Below are 21,874 nucleotides of genomic sequence, written 5' to 3'. Positions count from 1 at the left end.
GTGGGTAATCGCTCTGCTTCTGCGCCGCTCACTCGGCGGGTTTGACGGCCAGCACCGGCTTGCCGCATTCCAGTAACAATCGCTGGGACACACTTCCCAACAACAACTTGCCCACCGGGTTGCGGTGCCGAATGCCGATCACCAGCAGCTCGGCGTCGGGTCGGTCCATCATCTCGAGGAGCGCGTCCGCGGCGTGGACGCCGACGGGCTGTTCCACCGAGAACGGCACACCGCAGTCGGTCAACGTGGCCTCCAGGTCGTGAACCTGGTGCTCATGCGCGAATGCGGCGTCCACGTAGGAGTCGCCCTGAGTCGAGTTCAGCACCAGCAGGGAGGTCTGCCGCAGCTTGGCCTCGTCGATGCCGTGCGCGAGGGCCGCAGCGCCGAAGCGATCGGTGGTGTATCCAACGACTATCATTTCGACTCCTCGCGCAAGCGCTCGTGGTCATGCTCCTCGCGCAAGCGCTCATGGTCATGCTCCTCGCGCAAGCGCTCGTCAGTGGTCACAATTGCGCCTTCTCTCTCTGATCCTTGTCGTCCTCGACGATCAACAGCGTCTCCTCGCTACGGTGCATCAACCTCAGCACCAGTGGCGCCAGCAGCAGCAGTGCCATGCAGACGTACACGACGATCGCCACCGGTTCGGTGAACAGGCTTCCCCAGTCGCCGCCGCCGAGCTGCAGACTCTGACGCAGCTGGCGCTCGATGCGTGGACCGAGGATGACGCCGATGATCAACGGAAGCACGGGTAACCCGAACCGCCGCATCATCAAACCCAGCAGCCCGAAGATCAGCAGCAGCACGAGGTCCAACGGCTGGATGTTCACGGCGAACGCGCCGAGGGTCGCAAAGAACAGAATCCCCGCGTAGAGGTACGGACGAGGCGTGCGCAGCAGCTTCGCCCACAGTGGCGCCAGGGGCAGGTTGAGCATCAGGAGCAGGAAGTTGCCGATGAACAGGCTCGCGATGAGCGTCCAGATCAGCAGCGGTTCCTTGTCGAAGAGCGTCGGCCCGGGCTGGATTCCGTATGACACGAACGCCGTCAGCATGACCGCGGCCGTGGCGTTGGTCGGCAGCCCGAGGGCCAGCATCGGCACCAAAGTGCCTGCCGCCGAGGCATTGTTGGCCGCTTCCGGGCCCGCGACACCCTCGATGGCACCCTTGCCGAACTCCTCCGGGTGCTTGGAGAGCTTCTTCTCGGTGATGTAGGACAGGAAGGTCGGCAACTCGGCACCACCCGCGGGCAGGGCGCCGAACGGGAAGCCGTAGGCGGTCCCGCGAAGCCATGGCTTCCACGACCGTTGCCAGTCGCTCTTGCCCATCCATGGCCTGCCGACGGGAATCACCTCGGCAGGCTTCTGTCGCAGATGTGCGGCTACCCACAGAGCCTCGCCGAGGGCGAAGATCGCGACCGCGATGACCACGATGTCGATACCGTCGGACAGCAGTGGCAGGCCGAAGGTGGCCCTGGCCTGCCCGGTCAGTGAGTCGATGCCGACCAGTCCGATCGACAGGCCGAGCAGCAGGGAGATGCCGCCGCGCAGCTTCGACGAGCCGAGCACGGCCGTGACCGCGACCAGGGCGAACAACATGATCGCGAGGTAGGACGGCGCCCCAAGGGTCACGGCGAACCGCGAGATGGCCGGCGCGAAGAGCGACAGCAGGAGGGTGCCGATGCTGCCCGCGACGAACGACCCGATGGCCGCCGTCGCGAGCGCCTGCGCGGCTCTGCCCGCCTTGGCCATCTTGTTGCCCTCGATCGCGGTGATCACCGACGACGACTCACCTGGGGTGTTCAGCAGGATCGACGTCGTCGACCCGCCGTACATGCCTCCGTAGAAGATGCCCGCGAACATGATGAACGCGGCACTCGGGCTGACGTTGTAGGTGATCGGCAGTAGCAGGGCCACCGTCATGGCGGGGCCGATGCCCGGTAGGACGCCGACCGCAGTGCCGAGCAGCACGCCGATAACGGCGTACAGCAGGTTCATCGGAGTGGCGGCCTGTTCGAAGCCCTGGAGCAGCCAGCCCATGTTGTCCAACATCAGAGAATCCCATCCAGAATGCCTGCGGGCAACGGAATTCCGAGCCCCGAGTAGAACGCATAGAAGCTGCTGACGCTCAGTACCGCGCCGATCAGGATGTTGCGCACGTAGTGCTTGCTACCGAGAACGGTCGCGCAGCCGGCGAACATCAAGGCGCCGGTGATCGCCCAACCGAGCGGGTTCACCACGAGGATCATCACGACGAAGATCGCGACGAGCAGCCCCACGGTCCGCCAGTCACTTGGCAGATCGGGGTCGATGTCCTCCCCCGCATCGGCCTCACCCCTGGATCCGCGTGGGATCGCGATGGCCAGGATGGCCGCCAGCACCAGCAGCCCGATGCCGATGACCATCGGGAAGAGCTTGGGCCCAACGGGATCCACCTTGGCGAAACCGCCGGGCAGGGACAACGCGTCGTAGATCAAGAAGGCGCCGACGAGGACGCACACCGCGACGACGAGGTACTGGGCCTTGTCGACCGACGTCGATTCTTCGACCGGCGTGGTCATAGCAGCCCCAGCTCGGTCAGCGTCGATGAGACGCGTTGGTCCTGATCCTTGAGGAACTGTTCGAACGGCGCTCCCGTCATGAACGCGTCGCTCCAGCCGTTCTTCACCAGGGCCTCCTTCCAGGCATCGGTGGCGTGCAGATCTTCGAGGACCTTCACCAGGGCCTGCTTGGACTCGTCCGAGATGCCCGGTGGGGCAAGGACGCCGCGCCAGTTGGTGAAGGTGAGATTGATTCCGGCTTCCTTCAGCGTCGGCGCATCGACGCCTTCGACCCGCTCGTCGCCCGACACGGCCAGGACCCTGACCTGACCGGCCTCGATCTGGTCGACGTATTCACCGAGACCCGAGGTGCCCGCGGCGATCTTCTTGCCGAGCAGCGCGGTGAGCAGGTCACCGCCGCCGTCGTAGGAGACGTAGTTGACGGTCTTCGGATCGACGCCCGCGGCACGTGCGGTCTCCATGGGGAACAGGTGATCGGGACCACCCGGTGAGGAACCGCCCCCGACGGTGACCTTGGCCGGATCGGCCTTCCACGCCGCCACGAAGTCGGCGACGGTCTTGAAGGGTGAGTCGGCGGGGACGAGGATGCCCTCCTGCTCCTCGACGACCTTGGCGAGTGCCGTCGCGTTGGATGCCAGCGCCGACGATCCGTTGGTGTACACCGCGCCGACCACGCCGAGCCCCATCATCATCATGAGGTCGCCGTTGCCCTTCTCGTTCATCAGCCGGGCCATGGCGACGGTGCCGCCCGCTCCGATGACGTTGAAGACCTCGATGCGACCCGTGATGTCGTCGTCCTCCATGATCTTGACCGCGGTGCGTGCGGTCAGGTCATAACCGCCGCCGGGGCTGTTCGGGACCATCATTCGGAGGCGGTGCAACCCGGGCTCGTCGTTGCCCCGGGTCACGCCGCATCCCGAGACGACGGCCGCGGCGATCACGAGGCCCATCAGGAGCGCCAGAATCCGGGTGGTTCTGGCTGATCGTGTTCTCATATGGGTCGTCCCCATTCGCTCGACTGTGATGCTCAGCAATACTGGACCACGGAAGTGACACAGGTCACCGTTGCGGTCGCAAAGGAAGTTGTGGTCATTGAGAAGCCTGGCCGGCCAGTTCCTCGCGTTTCAGATGGTGGTGGTCGCCGTCGTTCTCGTCGCGGTGGCCGCGGTGTCGGTCAACCAGTCCACCAAGGAGTTTCGCGACGTGCGCGGCCAGCGGATGATCGCCGTCGCGGAGAACCTGGCGTCGACCCCGATCGTTCGGGAACGATTCGCCGATCCCTTCGCCGCAGAGATCCTGGCTCCCGACGTGGACCGCGCCATCGCCCTGTCGGGTGCCGGACTGGCCGAGATCGCCGACCCCGACGGCACGGTCACGGTGTCCTCGGACCCGTCGCGGGTCGGCCGGAAGCTCGACCTGGAGGACAGCGGAGCCCGGCAGGGCCGCGCCTGGTTCGGTGATCTCGACGTCGACGGCGTGCACAGCCTGGCCGGGCAGGTGCCGATCAACGACATCGACGGCGCCGTCCTCGCAGTCGTGTCGGTCTCGGAGCGGTATCCCTCGGTGTGGCAACTGCTCGGCGGCGCCGGTGAACGCCTGCTCGTGTACCTCGGATTCGGCGCCGCGCTCGGCGTGCTGGCCTCCTGGCTGCTGTCGCGGCGCATCAAGCGACAGACCCGAGGCTTGGAGATCGCCGAGATCGCCAGCCTCGCCGAACATCGAGAAGCATTGCTGCACAGCATTCGAGAGGGAGTGGTCGCGGTGAACACCGACGGAGTGATCACGGTGCTCAACGACAGCGCACAACTGTTGTTGGACGTGGCACCGCACGCGGTGGGCCACCGTATCGACGAGGTCGGACTCGATCCGGCGATCACCGACTTCCTGCTGTCGGGTGAGGACGGTCGCGATGTCGTCATCGTCACGCCCACCCGCGTCCTGGCGCTGAACCGCCGCGCGGCGTCCAGCCAGGGTCAGCGCATCGGAACCGTCACCACCATGAGGGACAGCACCGAGTTGGCGTCCATGCAGGGGCAGCTCTCCTCGCACAAGAGCGTTACCGACACCTTGAGAGCGCAGACCCACGAGTTCGCCAACCAACTGCACACCATCTCCGGGCTGGTGCAATTGGGCGAATACGATGCGGTGCACGACTTCGTCGGAGAGTTGACCCGACGTCGGGCCGAGATCAGCGATGCCGTGACACGCCACATCTTGGATCCGGCCGTAGCCGCGCTCCTGATCGCCAAGACCTCGCTGGCGGCCGAGAGCGGTGTCGCGCTGACCATCGACCACGACTCGCACCTGTCGGCCCTTGATCCCACGCTCGCGACCGACGTGATCACGCTGCTCGGCAACCTCATCGACAACGCGGTCGACGTGTCCGAGGGGTCGCGCGAGGCGTTGGTCAGAGTCCACCTCGACGATGAGGAGACGATGACACTTGCGGTCACCGACTCGGGACCCGGTGTGCCCGAACACCTTCGGGAGAAGATCTTCGCCCGCGGGGTCACGTCGAAGTCCGACGAGCCCGGCGGGCGTGGCATCGGCCTGGCGCTGGTCCGGCTGGTCAGCGCACAGCACGGGGGCTCGGTCCAGGTCACCGATGCGCCCTCGGGCGGCGCGTGCTTCACGGTGACGCTGCCGCCCGCGCGGTCCGACCATGCGTGAGGTGCTCGTCGTCGACGACGACTTCATGGTGGCGGAGATCCATCGAAGATTCGTCGACAGGGTCGACGGGTTCACCACCGTCGGGGCGGCGCGCAGCGGCTCGGAGGCCCTCGAGATGGCCGCCGCACTGCAACCGGACCTCATCCTGCTCGACGTGTACCTGCCCGACATGACGGGTTTGGAAGTGCTACAACAGCTTCGCACCACGGGCAATCCCGTTGGCGTCATCATGATCACCGCCGCACGGGAACTCGATACCGTCAGCGGCGCCTTGGATGGCGGCGCAGCCGACTATCTGATCAAGCCGTTCGAGTTCCCCCAGCTACGAGCGAAGCTCGAGGCCTTCGCCGCCAGGGCCGAGGCGCTGACGTCCGCGACCGGGGTTGATCAGTCCCTGATCGACTCGCTCTTCGGCGGGCCGGGCGCTACCCCTCCCGACGATGCACTGCCGAAGGGGCTCGGCGCGGTCACGGGACAGCTGGTCCTAGACGCCGTGCGCACCGCAACCGAGGTCTCCGCAGCGGAATGCGCGGAGCTGGTGGGCATTTCGCGCGTAAGCGCACGGCGCTACCTGGAGTATTACCTCAGCACGGGCGCCCTGGAGCTCCGATTGCAGTACGGCGCGGGCCGGCCCGAGCGGCGCTACTACCTTCGTCGCTAGAAGGGTGGTGGTTCAGGTTCTTTGGTGAAGGTGTCGTCGTAGGGGAGGTAACCCCGCCGCGCCTTGGCTTGGCTCTCACCCGCGGCCGCCAGTATCGCCCCGGCGACCGCCAGATCCGAGGTCCGTCACCGGCGAGCAAAACGCGCTAGTACCGCTAGCGCGATACGCTCATTTGCGGGTAGCCTGGCGGCATGGCCGTCGAGAAGGTATCCAGCACTGACGCCAAGAACCGCCTGAACGCGCTCCTGGCCGACGTCGAGCGCACCGGGAAGACCGTAATAATCACCAACCACGGCCGCGATGTCGCACGCCTGGTGCCCGCGACCCCGACACCTCGGCAGTTCGGGCAACTGCCGAACATGTCCGTGCCCAAGGACTTCGACGACCCACTGCCGGATGCCGAGCTTGCACGGTGGGAGGGCGGCGAGCCGTCGTGAACATCCTCGTGGACACCCACACCTTGCTGTGGCTCCTCAGTGAGCCGACCGCACTGGACCCCGAAGTGCTGGGCCAGCTTGCCGATCCCGCATCATCGGTGTGGGTCAGTGCAGCGTCGGCGTGGGAGATCGCCATCAAGACTCGCCTTGGCCGGCTGGACGGCGCCACGCTGTTGGGGACCTGGGCCAGTCAGCTGGAAGCGATGCGCGTCGAGGACTTGCCCATCGATTCCGACGACGCGATCCTCGCTGGGCGGCTCCCCTGGGATCACCGCGACCCATTCGACCGAGTGATCGTCGCTCAAGCGCTTCGTCGCAACCTCACCGTCGCTACCCGCGACGCGAAGATCCTCGCCGCGGCGCTGACCCCGACCTTGAAGTCCTGAATTGGATCGTGCGCAGCGAAAGCGATGGTGACCAACATGGGTGCGGCGAGTTCAGCAGCGGGGCAACGCGTTCGCGCGTTCACCATCATCCTTTGCGTCGCATGTACGCTCATCACCGTCGTGGGGACCTACTCGCTGATCAATCCGACCACCACCCAACGCCAGATTCGACCTTGACCGCCCAGCTCTTCACTCTTGCCAACAGAACTGCCGCCGACGGCACCCCCGCGCACCAAGCGCGCATCTCGACGTCGGGCAACTTGCCGACCTCGAGGTCCACTTCATCGATCAGCAGCGTGGCTTCGAAGGATTCTTCGAACAGCTGTTGGACGTCCGACCATGAGCCATGACGTCACCAAGACCAGCAGCACCAACCCCAGCACGACGTTCTCGTAGGCGGCCGGATAAAGCACGCCGGTGAGGTAGTGGTCGATGAATCCGCTCGGCGGCAACGGCGCCATACCGGCCTCCGCCCTGGCCCAGCGCTCCAATGCCGTGAGCGGACAGCTGAAGTCGACGATCTCGATCGCCACGCACCAGAGCACCACGGGCAGGTGTGACCAGATGGTCCTCGGCCACCGCAGCGCCAGGAATCCGCCGAGCACGCCGTATCCGACGAAGGCGAGATGGACGGCGGCAGTGATCGCGACGACCGTCCCGTAGAAGTGGTTCATTGCCCATCACCCGCACCTCGTGAACAAACCTACCCAAAACACGATAGCGCTCCGCACCGTAGACACCGGCTGGGAAGCTTCGCGTATGTCCCGTCGTCAGTTGGTCTGCGCCCTCGCGTGTTCGGCTCTGCTGCTCACGAGCTGTGCGCCGGTGCCGCCCGCACCCTCGGACACCACCACCACCAGCGACCGGTCGGACGCGGTAATGCGCATCGTCGACGACGTGATGAAGCAGTCGCACCTGAAGGCCGTCATCGTGCGGGTGACCCAGGACGGCAAGGAGGTCGTCACCCGCGCCTTCGGTGAATCGATGACGGGCGTACCCGCCCGCACCGACATGCACTTCCGCAATGGCGCCGTGGCGATCTCCTACGTATCGACCCTGCTGCTGCGCCTCGTCGACGACGGCAAGCTGCGCCTCGACGACAAGCTCTCGACGTGGCTGCCCGACGTGCCGCACTCCGACCGGGTCACTCTGGGCCAGCTCGCCCAGATGACATCGGGTTACGTCGACTACGTCATCGGCAACACGGCCATGAACGATGCCCTGTACGCCGACCCGTTCCGCCAGTGGAGCACCGACGAACTGCTCGACTTCGCCGTCAATCAGCCGCTGCTCTACGAACCCGGAACCAACTGGAACTATGCCCACACCAACTACGTGCTGCTCGGTTTGGCCCTGGAGAAGGCTACTGGCAAGGCGATGCCGAAGCTGTTGATGGAGAAGGTCTTACGGCCCCTGGGCTTGACCAACACGGCCAACGCCGACACCGCCGACATTCCGTCCCCCGCACTGCACGCCTTCACCTCGGAGCGCCGGGCGGCACTGCGGGTTCCCAACGGCACCCCCTTCTACGAGGAGAGCACCTACTGGAACCCGTCGTGGACGATCACCCGCGGCGCGATCCAGACGTCGAACATCTACGACCTCGAGGCCACCGCTGTGGGCATCGGCTCGGGCAAGCTGCTCAGCCGCGACTCGTACCAGAAGATGGTGTCGACGGACCTGCGCGGTAGGACGAGGGCACAGCCGGGATGTGCCACCTGCGCCCCGATGACCGACGGCTACACCTACGGTCTCGGCATCGTCATCTCCGGTGGGTGGCTGCTGCAGAACCCGATGTTCGCCGGCTACTCCGCCGTCGAGGCCTACCTACCGGAGGAGAAGATCGCGATCGCCGTCGCCGCGACTTTCGCCCCCGAGGCCTTCGACGACGAGGGGAACTACTCGAACGCCGCGGAGGTGCTGTTTCGCCGGATCGGCGCCGAGCTCGCCCCGGATCGAGCCCCACCCGTCCCACCTGCGAAATGAGCGCCCATTCCCCGTAAGCTCGAGCAGTGGCGAAGACCGTACTGTTCCTCTACAACGACCCGAGCGCTCCCGAGGCGATGCTCGGTGATGCCTTTAGTGAATGCGGTTACGACGTCCGGACTTTCGAGGTCGTCGCCGCAGCACGCGAAGAGGACCCCGCCTTCGACGTCACGTTTCCCGACCCGCTGTCCTATGACGTCGTCGTCCCCCTGGGGTCCCGCTGGGGCGTGAACGACGAGTTGCCCTGGATGGCGTCGGAGGCGGCGATGGTGCGCGATGCCCAGGCAGCCGGGGTGCCGATGCTGGGCGTGTGCTTCGGCGGCCAACTCCTCGCCCACGCTCTCGGCGGCTCGGTCACCCGGTCCCCCGCACCCGAAATTGGTTGGTACGCAGTCGAATCAGATCGAAGCGACCTCGTCCCCGGTGGTCCTTGGTTCGAATGGCACTTCGACCGGTTCACCGTGCCTGCGGGGGCGGTGGAGATCGCCAGGAATGCCAGCGCCTCTCAGGCCTTCGTCATGGGCCGGACGATGGGCCTGCAGTTTCACCCCGAGGTCGACGAAGGACTCCTGGAGATGTGGCTGCAGGGCAGCGGCGGGCACGAGATCGCCGAGCACGGGCGGACCGCCGACGAGTTGCGCGCCGCGACGACCCAGGAGCTGGAGAGCGCCACCAAACGCGTGCACGCCCTGGTCAGGGCCTTCGTGGACACGGTGGCTCAGGCCTGAGTGTGCCCCAGCTGGTGGGCGAGCGCCTCGCCGATCTCGGGTTGCCGGAACCGGTGACCGAGCGCCAGCAGCTTGGCCGGTGTGACGCGCTGGTCGGCCTCGGCGAGCTCACGCGCGCCCTGGCTGCCCAGCAGTAGTCGAGGACCGAACGACGGCACCGGTACCACCGCCGGACGGTGCACGGTGCGCGCCAGTGCCTTGGTGTAGTCGACGTTGCGCACCGGGTTCGGGGCCACCGCGTTGACGGGGCCGGTGAGTCGCGAGTCGAAGAGCGCACGGTAGTACGTGTCGATCAGGTCGTCGATGCCGATCCAGGACAGCCACTGCCTGCCACTGCCCAGCCGCCCACCCAGCCCGGCGGCGAACAGCGGTCGCATCAACTTGAGGGTGCCGCCGCGGGCCGCCTGGACGATTCCGGTGCGCATGGCGACGACGCGCAGCCCGGCGTCGGCCGCAGGTGTGGCCGCGGCCTCCCAGTCGGCGACCGCGTCGGCCAGGAAACCGTCGCCACGGGAACCATTCTCGTCGAGGAGCTCGTCACCACGGTCATACCCGTAGTAGCCGATCGCCGACGCGGTCACGAATGTCCGGGGACCGCCGGTGCCGCGTGCGGCGACCTCCGCCAGCCTGCGGGTGGGCTCGATGCGGCTATCCCGAATCGCCGCACGATGCGCGTCGGTGAAGCGCCCCGCAATCGACGCGCCGGCCAGATGGACGACGGCGTCCACCCCGTCGAGCAGGTCGCCGGCGGGGGCGTCGGGCTGCCACTGCCGCTCGTCGGGGCCATGCGCATCGTGGCGGGCTAGCCGGATGACCCGGTGACCGCCGGAGGTCAGCAGAGCCGTCAACGCCGAGCCGACCAGGCCGGACGCCCCAGTGACCGCGACGGTCAGCGGCTGGGTTCCCGCCTCGGCGGCCTCGCGGTGCACGGCGAGATCGTCGCGCAGCTGGCGGTGCCGATAGATGAACGTCGATCGCAGTGCCGCGGCGGGGACGGGGGCCTCGACACGGTCGTGCACGCGGGTGGCCTCGGGCCCTTCCGCACTGAACGAATGGGTGTGGCGCCACTTGCCGATGATCCGCGGTGGCCACGACCTCAGCCCGTCCGAGGAGAGCTCGTCGACGAATCGGTACGGCGGATCGAAGGCGTCGGCCTCGTGCTGGGCGACCCACCGCAGTCCCCCGGGTAGCCCGAGCACCGCGCGCCCGTTGGCCACCGACGTCGTCTCGGCCACGACCGTCATGGGCTGCCACGGCGGAACCAGCCGCGGCATGGCGCCGGGACGGGTGTGCCAGGCGAACACGTCGTCCAGGGGATGGTCGACGACGCTTTCGAATTCGATGCCCACGAGCTCCATTCGTACTCGCTGGCCCGTCGGATGGCGAACTAGGCTCGTCTCATCGAGGGATTCGTCAACCGCACGTTCAGGGACCGCCGCGAAGCGGGCCGGGTACTCGCCGCGCGACTGGTCGACTCCTGCGCCGGCGGCGACGTCGTGGTGCTGGGCCTCGCGAGAGGGGGCGTCCCGGTGGCCGCCGAGATCGCCAGCGCACTGGACGCCGCGTTGGACGTCTTCGTCGTACGCAAGCTCGGCGTCCCGCAGTGGCCGGAGCTGGCGATGGGCGCGATCGCCAGCGGTGGCGGGGTCGTCGTCAACGATCGGGTGATCGCGAGTCTAGGGATCGACGACGCGCAGCTGCAGGGGGTCATCGCCACCGAGACAGCGGAACTCGCGCGTCGGGAGAGCAGATATCGAGGGACCGCACCGCCGCCCCTACTTACCGGCCGGACGGTGGTGCTCGCCGACGACGGGATCGCCACGGGTGCGACGATGCTCGCCGCGGTGCGGGCGGTGCGCGCAGCGGGCCCGGCGCGAGTGATCGTGGCGGTACCGGTCGGACCGTGCTCGGTCGACGAGCGGCTGCGCCAAGAGGCCGACGACGTCGTCATCGCGGTGACCCCCCGGGATTTCCACGCGGTGGGGCAGGTGTACGCCGACTTCGAACAGGTCGGCGACGACGAGGTACGGGCAGCGCTGCGACGCTAGTCGCGGGTGCCGCCGGGCGGCAGCTCGTCGTCGGCCGGGTCGACCGCCTGTTCGTGCGGAGCGACGTCCGGTGTCAGCACCTCGGCCTCGCCGGCGGAGTCGTCCGGGTAGTCCTCGGTGATCTCGGACTCCGGGACGGCCGGTATCACCGTGGTCTCGTCGTCGCGGGCTTCGGCGTCGGTGTCCTCGGTGTCGGTGCCCCGGGAGCGCTCCTGGAGGGCGTCGACGATCAGGAGCAGGACACCGATCACACTGGCGCCGATGCACACCCAGGCAATCAGCTCATTGCTGGTGACGACGGCGGTGACCAGGGCCGCAAGGCCGATGACGGCAAGGACTAGCGCAACGATCAGCATCAATCAGCCGATCAGTTGTTTCCCCGGTTGAACTGGTTGAATCCGCCGCCATCATTGTTGGCCGTGGAGTCAACCGGTGCCGCCGAGCCGCGTTGGCCGAGTTCTTCGAGCTGCGATTCCAGGTAGGTCTTGAGCCGGGTCCGGTACTCACGCTCGAAGGTCCGCAGCTGTTCGAGGCGACCCTCGAGGACGGTGCGCTGCTGGTTGATGGTGCCCATGATCTCGGAGTGCTTGCGCTCGGCGTCCGCCTGGAGGGCGTCGGCCTTCTCCTGCGCCTGCCGAAGCTGGGTCTCGGACCGGTTCTGGGCGTCGGACAGCATCGCATCGGCGCGCGCCTTGGCTTCGGAGACCGTGGTCTCGGCCGTCTGACGGGCCTCGCTGACCATGGCGTCGGCCTGTGCGCGGGCATCCGCGAGGAGCTTGTCGGACTCGGCCTTGGCAGTGTCCGTCAGTCGGTCCGCAGTGTCCTGGGCCAGGCCGAGGATCTTGGCCGCCCGGATGTGCGAATCCTCGCTGGCGGGGGCAGCGGCGGCCACGGGCTGCGGCGGCGCCTCGTAGACCGGCTGCGGCGGAGCGACGGGCTCGGGTTCCGGCTCGGGCTGCTGGTACTGCGGAATCGACTGCGTCGCTTGGACTTCGCTGCCGGACCGCGCGCCGGCGAGGTCCTGATCGAGCTCGGATACCCGCTGACGGAGGTCGGCGTTCTCCTCGATGAGGCGAGTCAGTTCGTTCTCAACCAGGTCGAGGAACGCATCGACTTCGTCCTCGTTGTAGCCCCGCTTGCCGATGGGCGGCTTGCTGAACGCGACGTTATGGACGTCGGCTGGTGTGAGCGGCATCGTCTGCCCCCTTGAGGTCTGGACCGTCAATCGGTGTCAAGTGTAAAGCCGTACTGGAGGTAACTGGCGTCCATCCTGTCACAGCAGACCCGGCGGTTGCGGGCGAGGTCCAGAAATAAGAGCGAAATTCAAAGTCGAGCGCGCTCGCGACCAGCCCCGGATCTACTGACTCCAGGCCAGCTCCATGCCGATGAAGGCGGCAAGCAGAAGCACCATGATCGACAGGTCGAAGCGCACCGCACCTATCGTGAGCTGGGGAATTATTCGCCGGAGCAGTTTCACCGGCGGATCTGTCAAGCTCATGATGACCTCGAGGACCACGACCATGAAGCCCCTCGGGCGCCACTCCCGGCTGAAGGACCGAACGAACTCGACGACCACCCGGGCGATCAGCAGCAGCCAAAAGGCGAACAGCACGAAGCCGAGGATCTCAAAGAACAGCGACAACTGCGCGACCTCACTCAGGGCGGTGGTGACGAACGAAGGCTTACCGCCAGCCTACCCGTGACGGACCTCGGCACCGGGGTGCCAACGGCTCGGTCACTGGTAGGCGTAGAAGCCCGCCTCGGCGATCCGGCGGCGCTCGTCGGCGGTGACGTCGACGTCGGCGGGCGAGAGCAGGAAGACCTTGGTCGCGACCTTGTCGAACGATCCGCGCAGGGCGAACGCCAACCCGGCGGCGAAGTCGACGAGGCGCTTGGCGTCGGCGTTGTCCATCGACACCAGATCCATGATCACCGGGGTGCCGTCGCGGAAGCGCTCACCGATCGTGCGCGCCTCGCTGTAATCCTTGGGACGCAAGGTGGTGATCTTGGCCAGCGGGCTGCCCGCCTCGAACAGTTCCGCCATCCGGCGCGGCTCCATGGCCACGGCGCCATGGGTGGCCCCGCGCAAGGTGTTGAAGCGGGGGCGCTCGAAGTCGCGCCTGCCGCGGAAGGTGGGGTCGTCGAGATAGCCGCCGCGGTAACCCGAAGGGGCAGCAGCCATCTCGCGTTCGAACTCGCGTCCGCCGACGCGCTCCATGCGGTCGTCATAGCCGCGGCCCTCGGCGGCACGCGCGTAGCCCTCGTCCTCGAACCGCTCCTCGCGGGGCCGGCGTGGGTAGGCGCGCGACGAGCGATCGTCGTCGTCGTAGTACTCGTCGTCGTAATCGTCCATCGGCGCCATACCGAAGTAGGCCTTGACCTTATGCAGTGTGCTCATCGGAGACCCTTCTGATGACTGAGAGAACCGTGTTGTCTGTGATGAAGATGTGACTGGAGTGACTACTCAGGGTGACGTTAGAGGACGCTGCCCCATTAGCGCGGTACCGACACGCACACACGTAGAGCCGTGTTTCACCGCCGTCTCGAGGTCACCCGACATTCCCGCCGAGAGACCCAGTCGCTGCTGGTAGGACGTCTGTACCCGGGCCAGTTCACGCTCCAGGAACGCGAAGGAATCGTCGGCGTCGGCCTGCAACGGTGGGATGGCCATCAGGCCCACGAAGTCCAGGCCCTCGGCCCCGTCGGCCTGGGCACACAGTTCGTCCACGAGGTCCGGCCGGTTCACGTCGACGCCGCCACGGTCGGGATCGCCGTCGAGGCTCACCTGGAGATACACGCGCAGGGGTGCAGCTCGCCTGCCATCGGCCAGCGCCTCGGCGGACGCCCGGTCCAATGCGGTGAGCAGCGCGCTGCCGTCCACCGAGTGCGCCGCGTACGCCCACCCGGCGACCGCACGCGCCTTCTTGCGCTGAATGGTGCCGATCATGTGCCAACGGATCGTCGGCGTCGGGTCGCGACCCTCCAGATGCGCGGCCACCTCCGCGACCTTCCTCGACGCCTCCTGTTCGCGCGATTCACCGAACGCGGAGCAGCCGAGGTCCACCAGCTCGAGGATGTCGGAGACCGGAAAGAACTTCGTCACCGGGAGCAGTTCGACATCGGCGACATCGCGGCCCGCCGCCACGGCCGCGGCGGCGACTCGCGCTCGCAGCGCGGTCAGGGATTCGCCGAGTTCGGCAGCGCGGGTAGTGCTCATTCCATCCACACCAGGCAGGCCAGCCGTCCGGTGGGAGCGGCCCGACGATGACTGAACAGATCGGGATCCTCGACCGTGCAGCGTGGATCGACGTCGATCGCCGTGACGCCCAGCGCCGTCAGCTGCCGGGCGAGCCCCGATCGCAGATCCAGGCCGGCGGTCCCGCGCGCGGTCGTGGTCCGGCTGCCGGGTAGCGCCGCCTCGACGTCGTCGGCCATTGCGTCGGGCACCTCGTAGTTGCGGCCACTCACGGCGGGCCCGAGCAGCACGGAGACATCCTCGACGTGCGCGCCGCGCGCCACCATCGCCTCCACCGCGCGCACGACCACACCCTTGTGCGCGCCCACCCGGCCCGCGTGCACGGCGGCGACGACGCCCGCCCGAGCATCGGACAGCAGAACCGGGACGCAATCCGCGGTGACGACCGCGAGGGCCAAACCTGGTGTGGCCGTGACCAAACCGTCGGTGTCGTCGACTGCGCCAGCCACGGGGCCGTCGACGTCGACGATACGGTCACCGTGCACCTGGTTCATCCAGACGATGCGGTCCTCACCCAGGCCGACGGCGGTCGCGAGGCGTGCGCGGTTGGCGGCCACTGCGGCTGGATCGTCCCCGACGTGATCGCCGAGGTTGAACGTGTCGAAGGGTGGCGCCGAGGCCCCGCCCCTACGGGTTGTGGTCACACGCCGGATGCGAAACGTCACGGTGCCCAGTATTCCGCCCGCACCCGTGCGGATCAGTGACGCATGAAGGGTGGCACGTCGACGTCGTCGTCATCGTCACCGCCGCCACCGATGCTGACCGTCGCGCCGTTGGTGTGCAACGGCACGCTCGCCGGATCGGGATCGAAGGCCGACGGCGGCCGCAGCCGGCCCGAGGTACCCGACGCGACGGCCGGACCGACGCCGGCTCCCACGACGGGCTTGCGGCCGGGGCCGGCGGCGTCGAAGCCCGCGGCGATCACCGTCACGCGCACCTCGTCACCAAGCGAGTCGTCGATCACGGTGCCGAAGATGATATTGGCCTCAGGGTGCGCGGCGTCCTGCACCAGCGAAGCCGCCTCGTTGATCTCGAAGAGGCCGAGATCACTGCCACCGGCGACCGACAGCAGCACGCCGAGAGCACCTTCCATCGACGCCTCGAGCAGCGGAGAGTTGATCGCGGTCTCCGCCGCCTTGAGGGCGCGCCCGTCGCCGCGGGCCGAGCCGATGCCCATCAGCGCGGTGCCCGCTCCGGACATGACACCCTTGACGTCGGCGAAGTCGACGTTGATGAGGCCGGGCGTGGTGATCAGGTCGGTGATGCCCTGGACGCCGTTGAGCAGCACCTCGTCGGCGCTGCGGAAGGCGTCCATCAGCGAGACGGCGGCGTCGCCCATCTGGAGCAGCCGGTCGTTGGGGATCACGATGAGCGTGTCGCAACTCTCGCGCAGCGCGGCGATGCCAGCCTCGGCCTGGTTGGAACGGCGCTTGCCCTCGAACGAGAACGGACGCGTCACCACGCCAACGGTCAGGGCACCGAGCTTCCTGGCGATCGTCGCCACGACGGGCGCGCCGCCGGTACCGGTGCCGCCGCCCTCGCCAGCGGTGACGAAGACCATGTCGGCGCCGCGGAGGAGCTCCTCGATGTCGTCCTTGGCGTCGTCGGCGGCCTTGCGGCCGACTTCGGGGTCGGCGCCTGCACCGAGGCCGCGGGTCGAATCCCGTCCGACGTCGAGCTTGACGTCGGCATCACTCATCAACAGCGCCTGCGCGTCGGTGTTGATGGCGATGAACTCGACGCCCTTGAGGCCTTGCTCGATCATCCGGTTGACGGCGTTGACGCCGCCGCCACCGATGCCGACCACCTTTATTACTGCGAGATAGTTGTGCGGGGGTGTCATCGGTAGTCTTCCTCCTGGGCCAACCCTCAACCTCAACCGGAGGCTTAGAGTTATGTCAAGTAGTTTCGCGCAAACAGAACGGTAGGGCGAGCACGCGAGGTATCCGTGCAGGCGCGCCGAACGCGTCGCGGGATTTTCGCGAGTGGATACCGTGTGCCTACTTGACGGTCGGCAGATCCGGGCTGGAGACGTCGTAGGTGGTGCCGGGCTGAGTCAGCAACGCGCCCAGCTTCAGCGCCTTCTCGTCGGTGCGCTCGGTGGTCCCCCAGATCACCGTGCGACCGTCGAACAGTGTCAGCGTGATGGACGCGACGGACGGCGCGGCGATACGGCTCACCTGCCCCGCCACCTCCGGCCGCAAGGACGTGAGCACGTCGAGCGCCGCCTTCGTGGGCAGGTCGGTGGGCCCGGGCGTGTCGGCATCGAGGTACGGGAGGCCCGGCGGCGGAGGCGCGGTGGCGAAGTCCACGCCATCGCGGTCGAAGAGGTGCGAGCCGTCCGGATAGTCCTTGACCACCAACGGCACCCGTTCGACGACGCTGATCCTCAACGTCGACGGGTACTCCCGCTGCACCCGCACACTCGCCACCCGCCGGATGGTCGCCACCCGTTCGGCGACCGTGTCGGTGTCGATCTGCAGGAGCGGCGTGTCGGCGGGTACCGCGGCCGCCTCCTGGACCTCCTCCGGTGTGAGGGTGATCAAACCGGTGATCGCCGTGACGCGCGCCGACATGATCGGCGTGAAGTACAGGAGTAGTCCGACACCGACGGCGATCACGCTGACCAGCGCCGACCACATCAGCGCCTTGAGACCGCGAATCAATCCGCGTGCAGGGGGTTTCGGCTCATCGGCCGCCCGGCCAGTGACCCGTCGCTTGGCCTCGCGCCTGGCCTGCTCGATCGCCACCGCGCGGTCCTGCGCCGCGCGCCGTTCCTCGCGTTCCCGCCGGGCGCGCCGCCGGGGACCCTCGTACGAGGAGTCGGCGGCCTCGTCCTCGGCCGCCGGCTCCTCGGCGACCGGTTCCTCGGCGACCGGTTCCTCGGCGGTGTCGTTCGGACCGGTCACGACCGCACCGCCGCCAGGATCTCCCTGCCCAGCAACGTCACGTCGCCCGCACCCATCGTGACCACGACGTCCCCGGGGCGCGCGGAGCTCGCCACCAGACCGGCCACGGCCGAGAAGTCGGGGACGTACCGGACGGGAACGCCGACGTGCTCGGCCACGCTGGCTCCGCTGACCCCCGCGATCGGTTGTTCACGGGCCGCGTACACGTCGAGTACGAAGACCTCGTCGGCAAGGCTCAACGCCTGCCCGAACTCACGGGCGAAGGTCTGGGTCCTCGAGTACAGGTGCGGTTGGAAGACCGCGATGCAGCGACCATCCCCGGCGACCGCCTGCAGCGCCTCGAGATCGACGCGCACCTCGGTGGGATGGTGGGCGTAGACGTCGAACACCCGCACGCCCGCCGCCGTGCCGACGGACTCGAGCCGCCGTCGGACGCCCTCGAACGCGGCGAGACCGTCGAGCACCGTGTCGGCGTCGGCGCCCGCCTCGACCGCCGCCAGCAATGCACCCAGTGCATTCAGCGCCATGTGCCTGCCCGGCACCGCCAACCGCATACCCCTGGGGTGGGACTCCCCCGCCAGCTGCACGGTCGATACGCTGCCCGTCCCCTGCTGGTTCCAATCAATCAGGGCAGCAGCAAGATTCGTGGATCCATCGGCGCTACCGTAACGCAGCACGCGGACCCCGCCGGCCGTCGCCCGTTCGCCCAACGCCGCGGCGCCCGGGTCGTCGGCGCACACGATCAACGCACCACCCGGCCGAAGCCGAGCGACGAACTCGTCGAAGACCGCCACGTATGCCGCGACGGTGCCGAAGAAGTCGAGGTGATCGGCCTCGACGTTGGTCACCACCGCGACGTCGGGGCTGTATTCCAGCAGGGAACCGTCACTCTCGTCGGCCTCGGCGACGAAGCACTCGCCGCTGCCGTGGTGCGCGTTGGTCCCCGCCTCCCCCAGGTCGCCGCCCACCGCGAACGACGGATCGAAACCGCCACCCTGCAACGCCACGATGATCATCGACGTCGTCGTGGTCTTGCCGTGCGTGCCGGACACCATCACCCTGGTGTAGCCGTCCATCAGGCTGGCAAGGACCGCCGGCCGGAGGATAACCGGGATGCCGCGCCGCCGGGCCTCGACGAGTTCCGGGTTGTCCTTCGGAATCGCGGCGTGGGTGTTCACGACGACACTGGGCCCGCCGGGCAGCATGTCGAGCGCTGACGCGTCGTGCCCGATGCGGACCTGGGCGCCGCGGGCCCGCAGCGCCGCAACGCCGCGGGACTCCTTGGCGTCCGATCCCGAAACCTGACCGCCGCGGTCGAGCAGGATGCGGGCTATGCCCGACATGCCGGCTCCCCCGATGCCCACCATGTGCACGCGCCGCAACTCGGGGGGCAGCTCACGCGTGTTCATCGGGTCCGCTTCCGGTCGTCGTGCGCGACTTGCAGGGCTATCTCGGCCACCCGCCGCGCGGCATCCGGGTGCCCGGCGAGAGCGGCCGCGGTGGTCATCGCCGCCAGCCGGTGCGGATCCCCAAGCAGGTCGCGGACCGTCTCCGCGACGAAACGAGGTGTCAGGTCCGCATCGGACACCAACAGTCCGCCACCCGCACCGACGACGGGTAACGCGTTGAGCCGCTGCTCGCCGTTGCCGATCGGCAGCGGGACGTACACGGCAGGCAGGCCCACCGCCGTCACCTCGGCGACGGTCATCGCGCCGGACCGGCAGATCGTCAGGTCGGCCGCGGCATAGGCAAGATCCATCCGGCTGAGGTAGGGCACCGCGACGTAGGGTCGGTCACCGGGGGCAGGCTCTCGAAGGTCGAGGACGTTCTTGGGGCCGTGCGCGTGCAAGACCGAAATGCCAGCAGCAGCAAGGTCTTTCGCGGCTCCCGCGACGGCGCGGTTGAGGGACTGTGCACCCTGGGAGCCGCCGAACACCAGCAGCACCCGGTCGTCGTCGGCGAAGCCGAAGTGGGCGCGGGCCTCAGCCCGCAGCGCCGTCCGGTCCAGTGAGGTGATGGACTCCCGGACCGGCACACCGACGACCTCGACGTCGCGCAGACCGGGAGCGGGGACCGCGGACAGCACCCGACGCGCGGTGCGGGCCCCGACTCGGTTGGCCCAGCCCGCGCTGGCGTTGGCCTCGTGGACGACGACGGGCACCCGGCGCCGACGCACCGCGCTGCCGCGGGCCGCCAGGTAGGCGGGCAGCGCGACGTACCCCCCGAACCCGATCACCACGTCGGCTGCGACGTCGTCGAGGATGGCCCGCGTCTCGCGGACGGCCGTGCGGACCCGCAGCGGTAGCCGCGCCAGGTCACCGGACGGTTTGCGCGGGAACGGCACCGGCGTGATGAGCCGCAGGGGATACCCGCGTTCGGGCACCAGCCGCGTCTCCAAACCGCGATGGGTGCCCAGCGCAGTGATGCGGACCCCGGGATCGAGCGCGACGAGTGCGTCGGCGACGGCCATCGCGGGCTCGATGTGGCCCGCGGTGCCACCGCCGGCGAGGACCACGGAGATCCCGGAGGACGGCTTGCTCACCCGTAACGCTGACCTTCCAGAGAGCGAGCCCGTCGGCTCGGTTGACGCTGACGGTCTCCATGATGCCCTGCGGCCTTCGGCGTCCGATCGGCCGCATCCGCCGTTCTGCGCCGGCGGTCGTCCGCGGGCTGGCGCCTCGGCTTCGGCTTGGCCTTCACCTTGGGCTTTGCCTTAGAGGCTGCCTTCGCCTTGGGCTTGGACTTCGGCTTGGCGGGTGCCGCCTTGTCCGGCCGGGTCCGCAACCGGTCGCGCGCCGCCTCCAGACGAGTCGGCACGTACGGCTCGGGCAGCGGCAACCGCAGCAAGCGATTGAACCGGTCTTCCCGGCCCGCCCGCAGCGCGGCGACGGCCTCGGGTTCGTGGCGCGCCGCATTGGTGATCAACCCCAACATGAACATCGTCGTGGCCGTCGACGTTCCGCCTGCGGAGATCAGGGGCAACTGCAGACCCGTGACGGGCAGCAGGCCTACGACGTAGCCGACGTTGATGAACACCTGGCCCAGCACCCACAGCGTCGTCGTGGCGGTGAGCAGTCGCAGGAACGGGTCCGCGGAGCGGCGCGCGATCCGCATCCCCGTGAAGGCGAACAGACCGAACAGGCACAGCAGGCCGACCGCGCCGACGAAGCCCAATTCCTCCCCGATGATCGCGAAGATGAAGTCGTTGTGTGCGTTGGGCAGATAGTTCCACTTCGCCGTGCCCTGCCCCAGCCCGTCACCGAAGATGCCGCCGTTGGCCAACGCGTACCGGGCCTGCCGAGCCTGGTAGCCCGACCCCTGCGTGTCGGCCCCGGGGTTCAGCCACGACTGCACGCGGTCGGAGCGGTATCCCTCCGACATCGCCAGGATGCCCGCGGCGACCACCACGGCGACCAACGAGCTGAGGAACACCCGCAGAGGAAGTCCGGCGTACCAGAGCAGACCCAGCAGGATGATGCCGAGCGACACGGTCTGGCCGAGGTCGGGCTGCAGCACGATGAGCAGCAGCGCCAGCACGGCGCCGGGCACCAGCGGGAGAAGCATCTCGCGTACCGACGCGCGCTCCATCCGCCTGGCGGCCAGCAGATGCGCACCCCAGATCGCGAAGGCGATCTTGGCCAGTTCCGAGGGCTGCATGGAGAAGCCGGCGACCACGAACCAGCCGCGGGAACCGTTGGCCTCCTTGCCGATTCCGGGAACCAGCACCAGGATCAGCATGACGATGGTGAGGGCGAACCCGGGGAAGGCCAGCTTGCGCAAGAGGCCCACCGGCGTGCGCAGCGCCACGTAGAACGCGACCAGCCCGACGACCGTCCAGAGCAACTGCTTGGCGAAGATCGCCCAGGGCGAGCCATCCTCGTCGTACGAGTGCACACCCGAAGCCGACAAGACCATGATCAAGCCGAGGGTGACCAGGAGCGCGGCGACGGCGATCACCAGATGGAACGAGGTCATCGGGCGTCCCAGCCACGCTCCGACGCGCGTCCGGGGGGCCGTCTCGACCGCGACGGCGCCGGTGGGACTGGCGGCGTCGTCGGCGGGAGGTGTGCTGCGCCGCAATCGGGCAAAGATCTGGCTCACCGTGACTACCGACCCGCTTCGATCACATAGGTCACAGGAGTAACAGCAGACTCGTTTGTCCCTTGCACCCCAGAATCCTCCCCCGTCACCCGCCACGGCGAGCGGACATCCGCCGCGTGTCGCGGAATGGGCGGAGGG

24 protein-coding genes are annotated in these 21,874 nt (G+C 68.0%); 7 read left to right on the top strand and 17 right to left on the bottom strand.

Annotation, left to right across the window (positions count from 1 at the left end; translation table 11 throughout):
- Positions 1 to 28 precede the first annotated feature (28 nt).
- The 4 genes from QUE68_RS11430 to QUE68_RS11415 all read right to left on the bottom strand — a co-directional run bounded on the left by QUE68_RS11430 (position 29) and on the right by QUE68_RS11415 (position 3,504).
- Positions 29 to 418, bottom strand: a complete 390-nt coding sequence (locus QUE68_RS11430; protein WP_284226126.1) for a universal stress protein — start codon at positions 416 to 418, stop codon at positions 29 to 31.
- A gap of 85 nt (positions 419 to 503) precedes the next feature.
- Positions 504 to 2,042, bottom strand: coding sequence for a tripartite tricarboxylate transporter permease (locus QUE68_RS11425; RefSeq protein ID WP_284230860.1), 1,539 nt, complete (start codon positions 2,040 to 2,042; stop codon positions 504 to 506).
- 2 nt (positions 2,043 to 2,044) lie between these two features.
- Positions 2,045 to 2,554: a tripartite tricarboxylate transporter TctB family protein gene (locus tag QUE68_RS11420; RefSeq protein ID WP_284226124.1), complete on the bottom strand. Its 510-nt coding sequence runs from the start codon at positions 2,552 to 2,554 to the stop codon at positions 2,045 to 2,047.
- Positions 2,551 to 3,504: a Bug family tripartite tricarboxylate transporter substrate binding protein gene (locus QUE68_RS11415; protein ID WP_454786466.1), complete on the bottom strand. Its 954-nt coding sequence runs from the start codon at positions 3,502 to 3,504 to the stop codon at positions 2,551 to 2,553. Before QUE68_RS11415 ends, QUE68_RS11420 begins: the two co-directional genes overlap by 4 nt.
- A gap of 178 nt (positions 3,505 to 3,682) precedes the next feature.
- On the opposite strand from QUE68_RS11415, the gene QUE68_RS11410 reads away from it, so the two are divergent.
- The 4 genes from QUE68_RS11410 (at position 3,683) to QUE68_RS11395 (ending at position 6,708) form a co-directional block, all read left to right on the top strand.
- Positions 3,683 to 5,224, top strand: coding sequence for a sensor histidine kinase (locus QUE68_RS11410; RefSeq protein ID WP_284230858.1), 1,542 nt, complete (start codon positions 3,683 to 3,685; stop codon positions 5,222 to 5,224).
- Complete coding sequence (locus QUE68_RS11405) at positions 5,217 to 5,885, top strand: response regulator (RefSeq protein WP_284226122.1); 669 nt, start codon at positions 5,217 to 5,219, stop codon at positions 5,883 to 5,885. The genes QUE68_RS11410 and QUE68_RS11405 overlap by 8 nt, the downstream gene beginning before the upstream one ends.
- 191 nt (positions 5,886 to 6,076) lie before the next feature.
- A complete protein-coding gene (locus tag QUE68_RS11400; protein ID WP_284226121.1) occupies positions 6,077 to 6,322 on the top strand; it encodes a type II toxin-antitoxin system Phd/YefM family antitoxin in 246 nt (81 codons plus the stop codon).
- On the top strand, positions 6,319 to 6,708 hold the full coding sequence (locus QUE68_RS11395) for a type II toxin-antitoxin system VapC family toxin (RefSeq protein ID WP_284226120.1): 390 nt from the start codon (positions 6,319 to 6,321) through the stop codon (positions 6,706 to 6,708). Before QUE68_RS11400 ends, QUE68_RS11395 begins: the two co-directional genes overlap by 4 nt.
- Positions 6,709 to 6,989: 281 nt before the next feature.
- On the opposite strand, the gene QUE68_RS11390 is transcribed toward QUE68_RS11395, so the two are convergent.
- Complete coding sequence (locus tag QUE68_RS11390) at positions 6,990 to 7,382, bottom strand: DUF2784 domain-containing protein (RefSeq protein ID WP_284226119.1); 393 nt, start codon at positions 7,380 to 7,382, stop codon at positions 6,990 to 6,992.
- An 85-nt stretch (positions 7,383 to 7,467) separates the two neighbouring features.
- Here QUE68_RS11390 and QUE68_RS11385 point away from each other — a divergent pair, with 85 nt between their 5' ends.
- Together QUE68_RS11385 and QUE68_RS11380 are read left to right on the top strand one after the other, a co-directional pair.
- The gene (locus tag QUE68_RS11385) at positions 7,468 to 8,694 is read left to right on the top strand and encodes a serine hydrolase domain-containing protein (protein ID WP_284226118.1); all 1,227 of its coding nucleotides are present in this window, start codon (positions 7,468 to 7,470) and stop codon (positions 8,692 to 8,694) included.
- A gap of 26 nt (positions 8,695 to 8,720) precedes the next feature.
- Positions 8,721 to 9,422: a type 1 glutamine amidotransferase gene (locus QUE68_RS11380; RefSeq protein ID WP_284226117.1), complete on the top strand. Its 702-nt coding sequence runs from the start codon at positions 8,721 to 8,723 to the stop codon at positions 9,420 to 9,422.
- Here the strand turns inward: QUE68_RS11380 and QUE68_RS11375 are convergent.
- Positions 9,413 to 10,771 carry a TIGR01777 family oxidoreductase gene (locus QUE68_RS11375; RefSeq protein WP_284226116.1) on the bottom strand — a complete coding sequence of 453 codons (1,359 nt, stop codon included), beginning with the start codon at positions 10,769 to 10,771 and terminating at the stop codon, positions 9,413 to 9,415. The genes QUE68_RS11380 and QUE68_RS11375 overlap by 10 nt on opposite strands.
- Before the next feature lie 51 nt (positions 10,772 to 10,822).
- Here QUE68_RS11375 and QUE68_RS11370 point away from each other — a divergent pair, with 51 nt between their 5' ends.
- A complete protein-coding gene (locus QUE68_RS11370) occupies positions 10,823 to 11,470 on the top strand; it encodes a phosphoribosyltransferase (protein WP_284230856.1) in 648 nt (215 codons plus the stop codon).
- Here the strand turns inward: QUE68_RS11370 and QUE68_RS11365 are convergent.
- The 11 genes from QUE68_RS11365 to ftsW all read right to left on the bottom strand — a co-directional run bounded on the left by QUE68_RS11365 (position 11,467) and on the right by ftsW (position 21,736).
- Positions 11,467 to 11,826 (bottom strand): hypothetical protein, encoded by a 360-nt coding sequence (locus QUE68_RS11365; RefSeq protein ID WP_284226115.1) that lies wholly within the window; start codon positions 11,824 to 11,826, stop codon positions 11,467 to 11,469. The two genes, QUE68_RS11370 and QUE68_RS11365, sit on opposite strands and share 4 nt — an antisense overlap.
- An 11-nt stretch (positions 11,827 to 11,837) precedes the next feature.
- Positions 11,838 to 12,665, bottom strand: a complete 828-nt coding sequence (gene wag31 / locus QUE68_RS11360) for a DivIVA-like cell division protein Wag31 (protein WP_284226114.1) — start codon at positions 12,663 to 12,665, stop codon at positions 11,838 to 11,840.
- Between the two features lie 162 nt (positions 12,666 to 12,827).
- Complete coding sequence (locus tag QUE68_RS11355) at positions 12,828 to 13,112, bottom strand: YggT family protein (protein WP_284226112.1); 285 nt, start codon at positions 13,110 to 13,112, stop codon at positions 12,828 to 12,830.
- Positions 13,113 to 13,205: 93 nt separating this feature from the next.
- The gene (locus QUE68_RS11350) at positions 13,206 to 13,868 is read right to left on the bottom strand and encodes a cell division protein SepF (RefSeq protein ID WP_284226110.1); all 663 of its coding nucleotides are present in this window, start codon (positions 13,866 to 13,868) and stop codon (positions 13,206 to 13,208) included.
- Between the two features lie 66 nt (positions 13,869 to 13,934).
- Positions 13,935 to 14,687 (bottom strand): YggS family pyridoxal phosphate-dependent enzyme, encoded by a 753-nt coding sequence (locus QUE68_RS11345; RefSeq protein WP_284226109.1) that lies wholly within the window; start codon positions 14,685 to 14,687, stop codon positions 13,935 to 13,937.
- Positions 14,684 to 15,391, bottom strand: a complete 708-nt coding sequence (gene pgeF, locus QUE68_RS11340) for a peptidoglycan editing factor PgeF (protein WP_284226107.1) — start codon at positions 15,389 to 15,391, stop codon at positions 14,684 to 14,686. The genes QUE68_RS11345 and pgeF overlap by 4 nt, the downstream gene beginning before the upstream one ends.
- A gap of 32 nt (positions 15,392 to 15,423) precedes the next feature.
- Entirely contained in the window at positions 15,424 to 16,569 is a 1,146-nt protein-coding gene (gene ftsZ, locus QUE68_RS11335) for a cell division protein FtsZ (protein WP_284226106.1), read from the bottom strand.
- 157 nt (positions 16,570 to 16,726) lie between these two features.
- The gene (locus tag QUE68_RS11330; RefSeq protein ID WP_284226105.1) at positions 16,727 to 17,635 is read right to left on the bottom strand and encodes a cell division protein FtsQ/DivIB; all 909 of its coding nucleotides are present in this window, start codon (positions 17,633 to 17,635) and stop codon (positions 16,727 to 16,729) included.
- Positions 17,632 to 19,044: a UDP-N-acetylmuramate--L-alanine ligase gene (gene murC / locus QUE68_RS11325; RefSeq protein WP_284226104.1), complete on the bottom strand. Its 1,413-nt coding sequence runs from the start codon at positions 19,042 to 19,044 to the stop codon at positions 17,632 to 17,634. Before murC ends, QUE68_RS11330 begins: the two co-directional genes overlap by 4 nt.
- Complete coding sequence (gene murG / locus QUE68_RS11320; protein ID WP_284226103.1) at positions 19,041 to 20,177, bottom strand: undecaprenyldiphospho-muramoylpentapeptide beta-N-acetylglucosaminyltransferase; 1,137 nt, start codon at positions 20,175 to 20,177, stop codon at positions 19,041 to 19,043. Before murG ends, murC begins: the two co-directional genes overlap by 4 nt.
- Positions 20,174 to 21,736, bottom strand: coding sequence for a putative lipid II flippase FtsW (ftsW, locus tag QUE68_RS11315; RefSeq protein ID WP_284226102.1), 1,563 nt, complete (start codon positions 21,734 to 21,736; stop codon positions 20,174 to 20,176). The genes murG and ftsW overlap by 4 nt, the downstream gene beginning before the upstream one ends.
- Between the last annotated feature and the right edge of the window lie 138 nt (positions 21,737 to 21,874).

Source organism: Mycolicibacterium sp. TUM20985 (genome assembly GCF_030295745.1).
Taxonomy (GTDB): domain Bacteria; phylum Actinomycetota; class Actinomycetes; order Mycobacteriales; family Mycobacteriaceae; genus Mycobacterium.
The sequence above is the reverse complement of the archived record's forward strand: the minus strand, read 5'-3'. Positions and strand labels throughout refer to the sequence as shown.

Excerpts from the sequence above, each read along its gene's own strand:
- QUE68_RS11430 (WP_284226126.1), bottom strand. The coding sequence starts at position 418 with ATGATAGTCGTTGGATACACCACCGATCGCTTCGGCGCTGCGGCCCTC.
- QUE68_RS11420 (WP_284226124.1), bottom strand. The coding sequence starts at position 2,554 with ATGACCACGCCGGTCGAAGAATCGACGTCGGTCGACAAGGCCCAGTAC.
- QUE68_RS11415 (WP_454786466.1), bottom strand. The coding sequence starts at position 3,504 with ATGGGCCTCGTGATCGCCGCGGCCGTCGTCTCGGGATGCGGCGTGACC.
- QUE68_RS11410 (WP_284230858.1), top strand. The coding sequence starts at position 3,683 with ATGGTGGTGGTCGCCGTCGTTCTCGTCGCGGTGGCCGCGGTGTCGGTC.
- QUE68_RS11405 (WP_284226122.1), top strand. The coding sequence starts at position 5,217 with ATGCGTGAGGTGCTCGTCGTCGACGACGACTTCATGGTGGCGGAGATC.
- QUE68_RS11400 (WP_284226121.1), top strand. The coding sequence starts at position 6,077 with ATGGCCGTCGAGAAGGTATCCAGCACTGACGCCAAGAACCGCCTGAAC.
- QUE68_RS11390 (WP_284226119.1), bottom strand. The coding sequence starts at position 7,382 with ATGAACCACTTCTACGGGACGGTCGTCGCGATCACTGCCGCCGTCCAT.
- QUE68_RS11385 (WP_284226118.1), top strand. The coding sequence starts at position 7,468 with ATGTCCCGTCGTCAGTTGGTCTGCGCCCTCGCGTGTTCGGCTCTGCTG.
- QUE68_RS11365 (WP_284226115.1), bottom strand. The coding sequence starts at position 11,826 with ATGCTGATCGTTGCGCTAGTCCTTGCCGTCATCGGCCTTGCGGCCCTG.
- wag31 (WP_284226114.1), bottom strand. The coding sequence starts at position 12,665 with ATGCCGCTCACACCAGCCGACGTCCATAACGTCGCGTTCAGCAAGCCG.
- QUE68_RS11350 (WP_284226110.1), bottom strand. The coding sequence starts at position 13,868 with ATGAGCACACTGCATAAGGTCAAGGCCTACTTCGGTATGGCGCCGATG.
- QUE68_RS11345 (WP_284226109.1), bottom strand. The coding sequence starts at position 14,687 with ATGAGCACTACCCGCGCTGCCGAACTCGGCGAATCCCTGACCGCGCTG.
- ftsZ (WP_284226106.1), bottom strand. The coding sequence starts at position 16,569 with ATGACACCCCCGCACAACTATCTCGCAGTAATAAAGGTGGTCGGCATC.
- murC (WP_284226104.1), bottom strand. The coding sequence starts at position 19,044 with ATGAACACGCGTGAGCTGCCCCCCGAGTTGCGGCGCGTGCACATGGTG.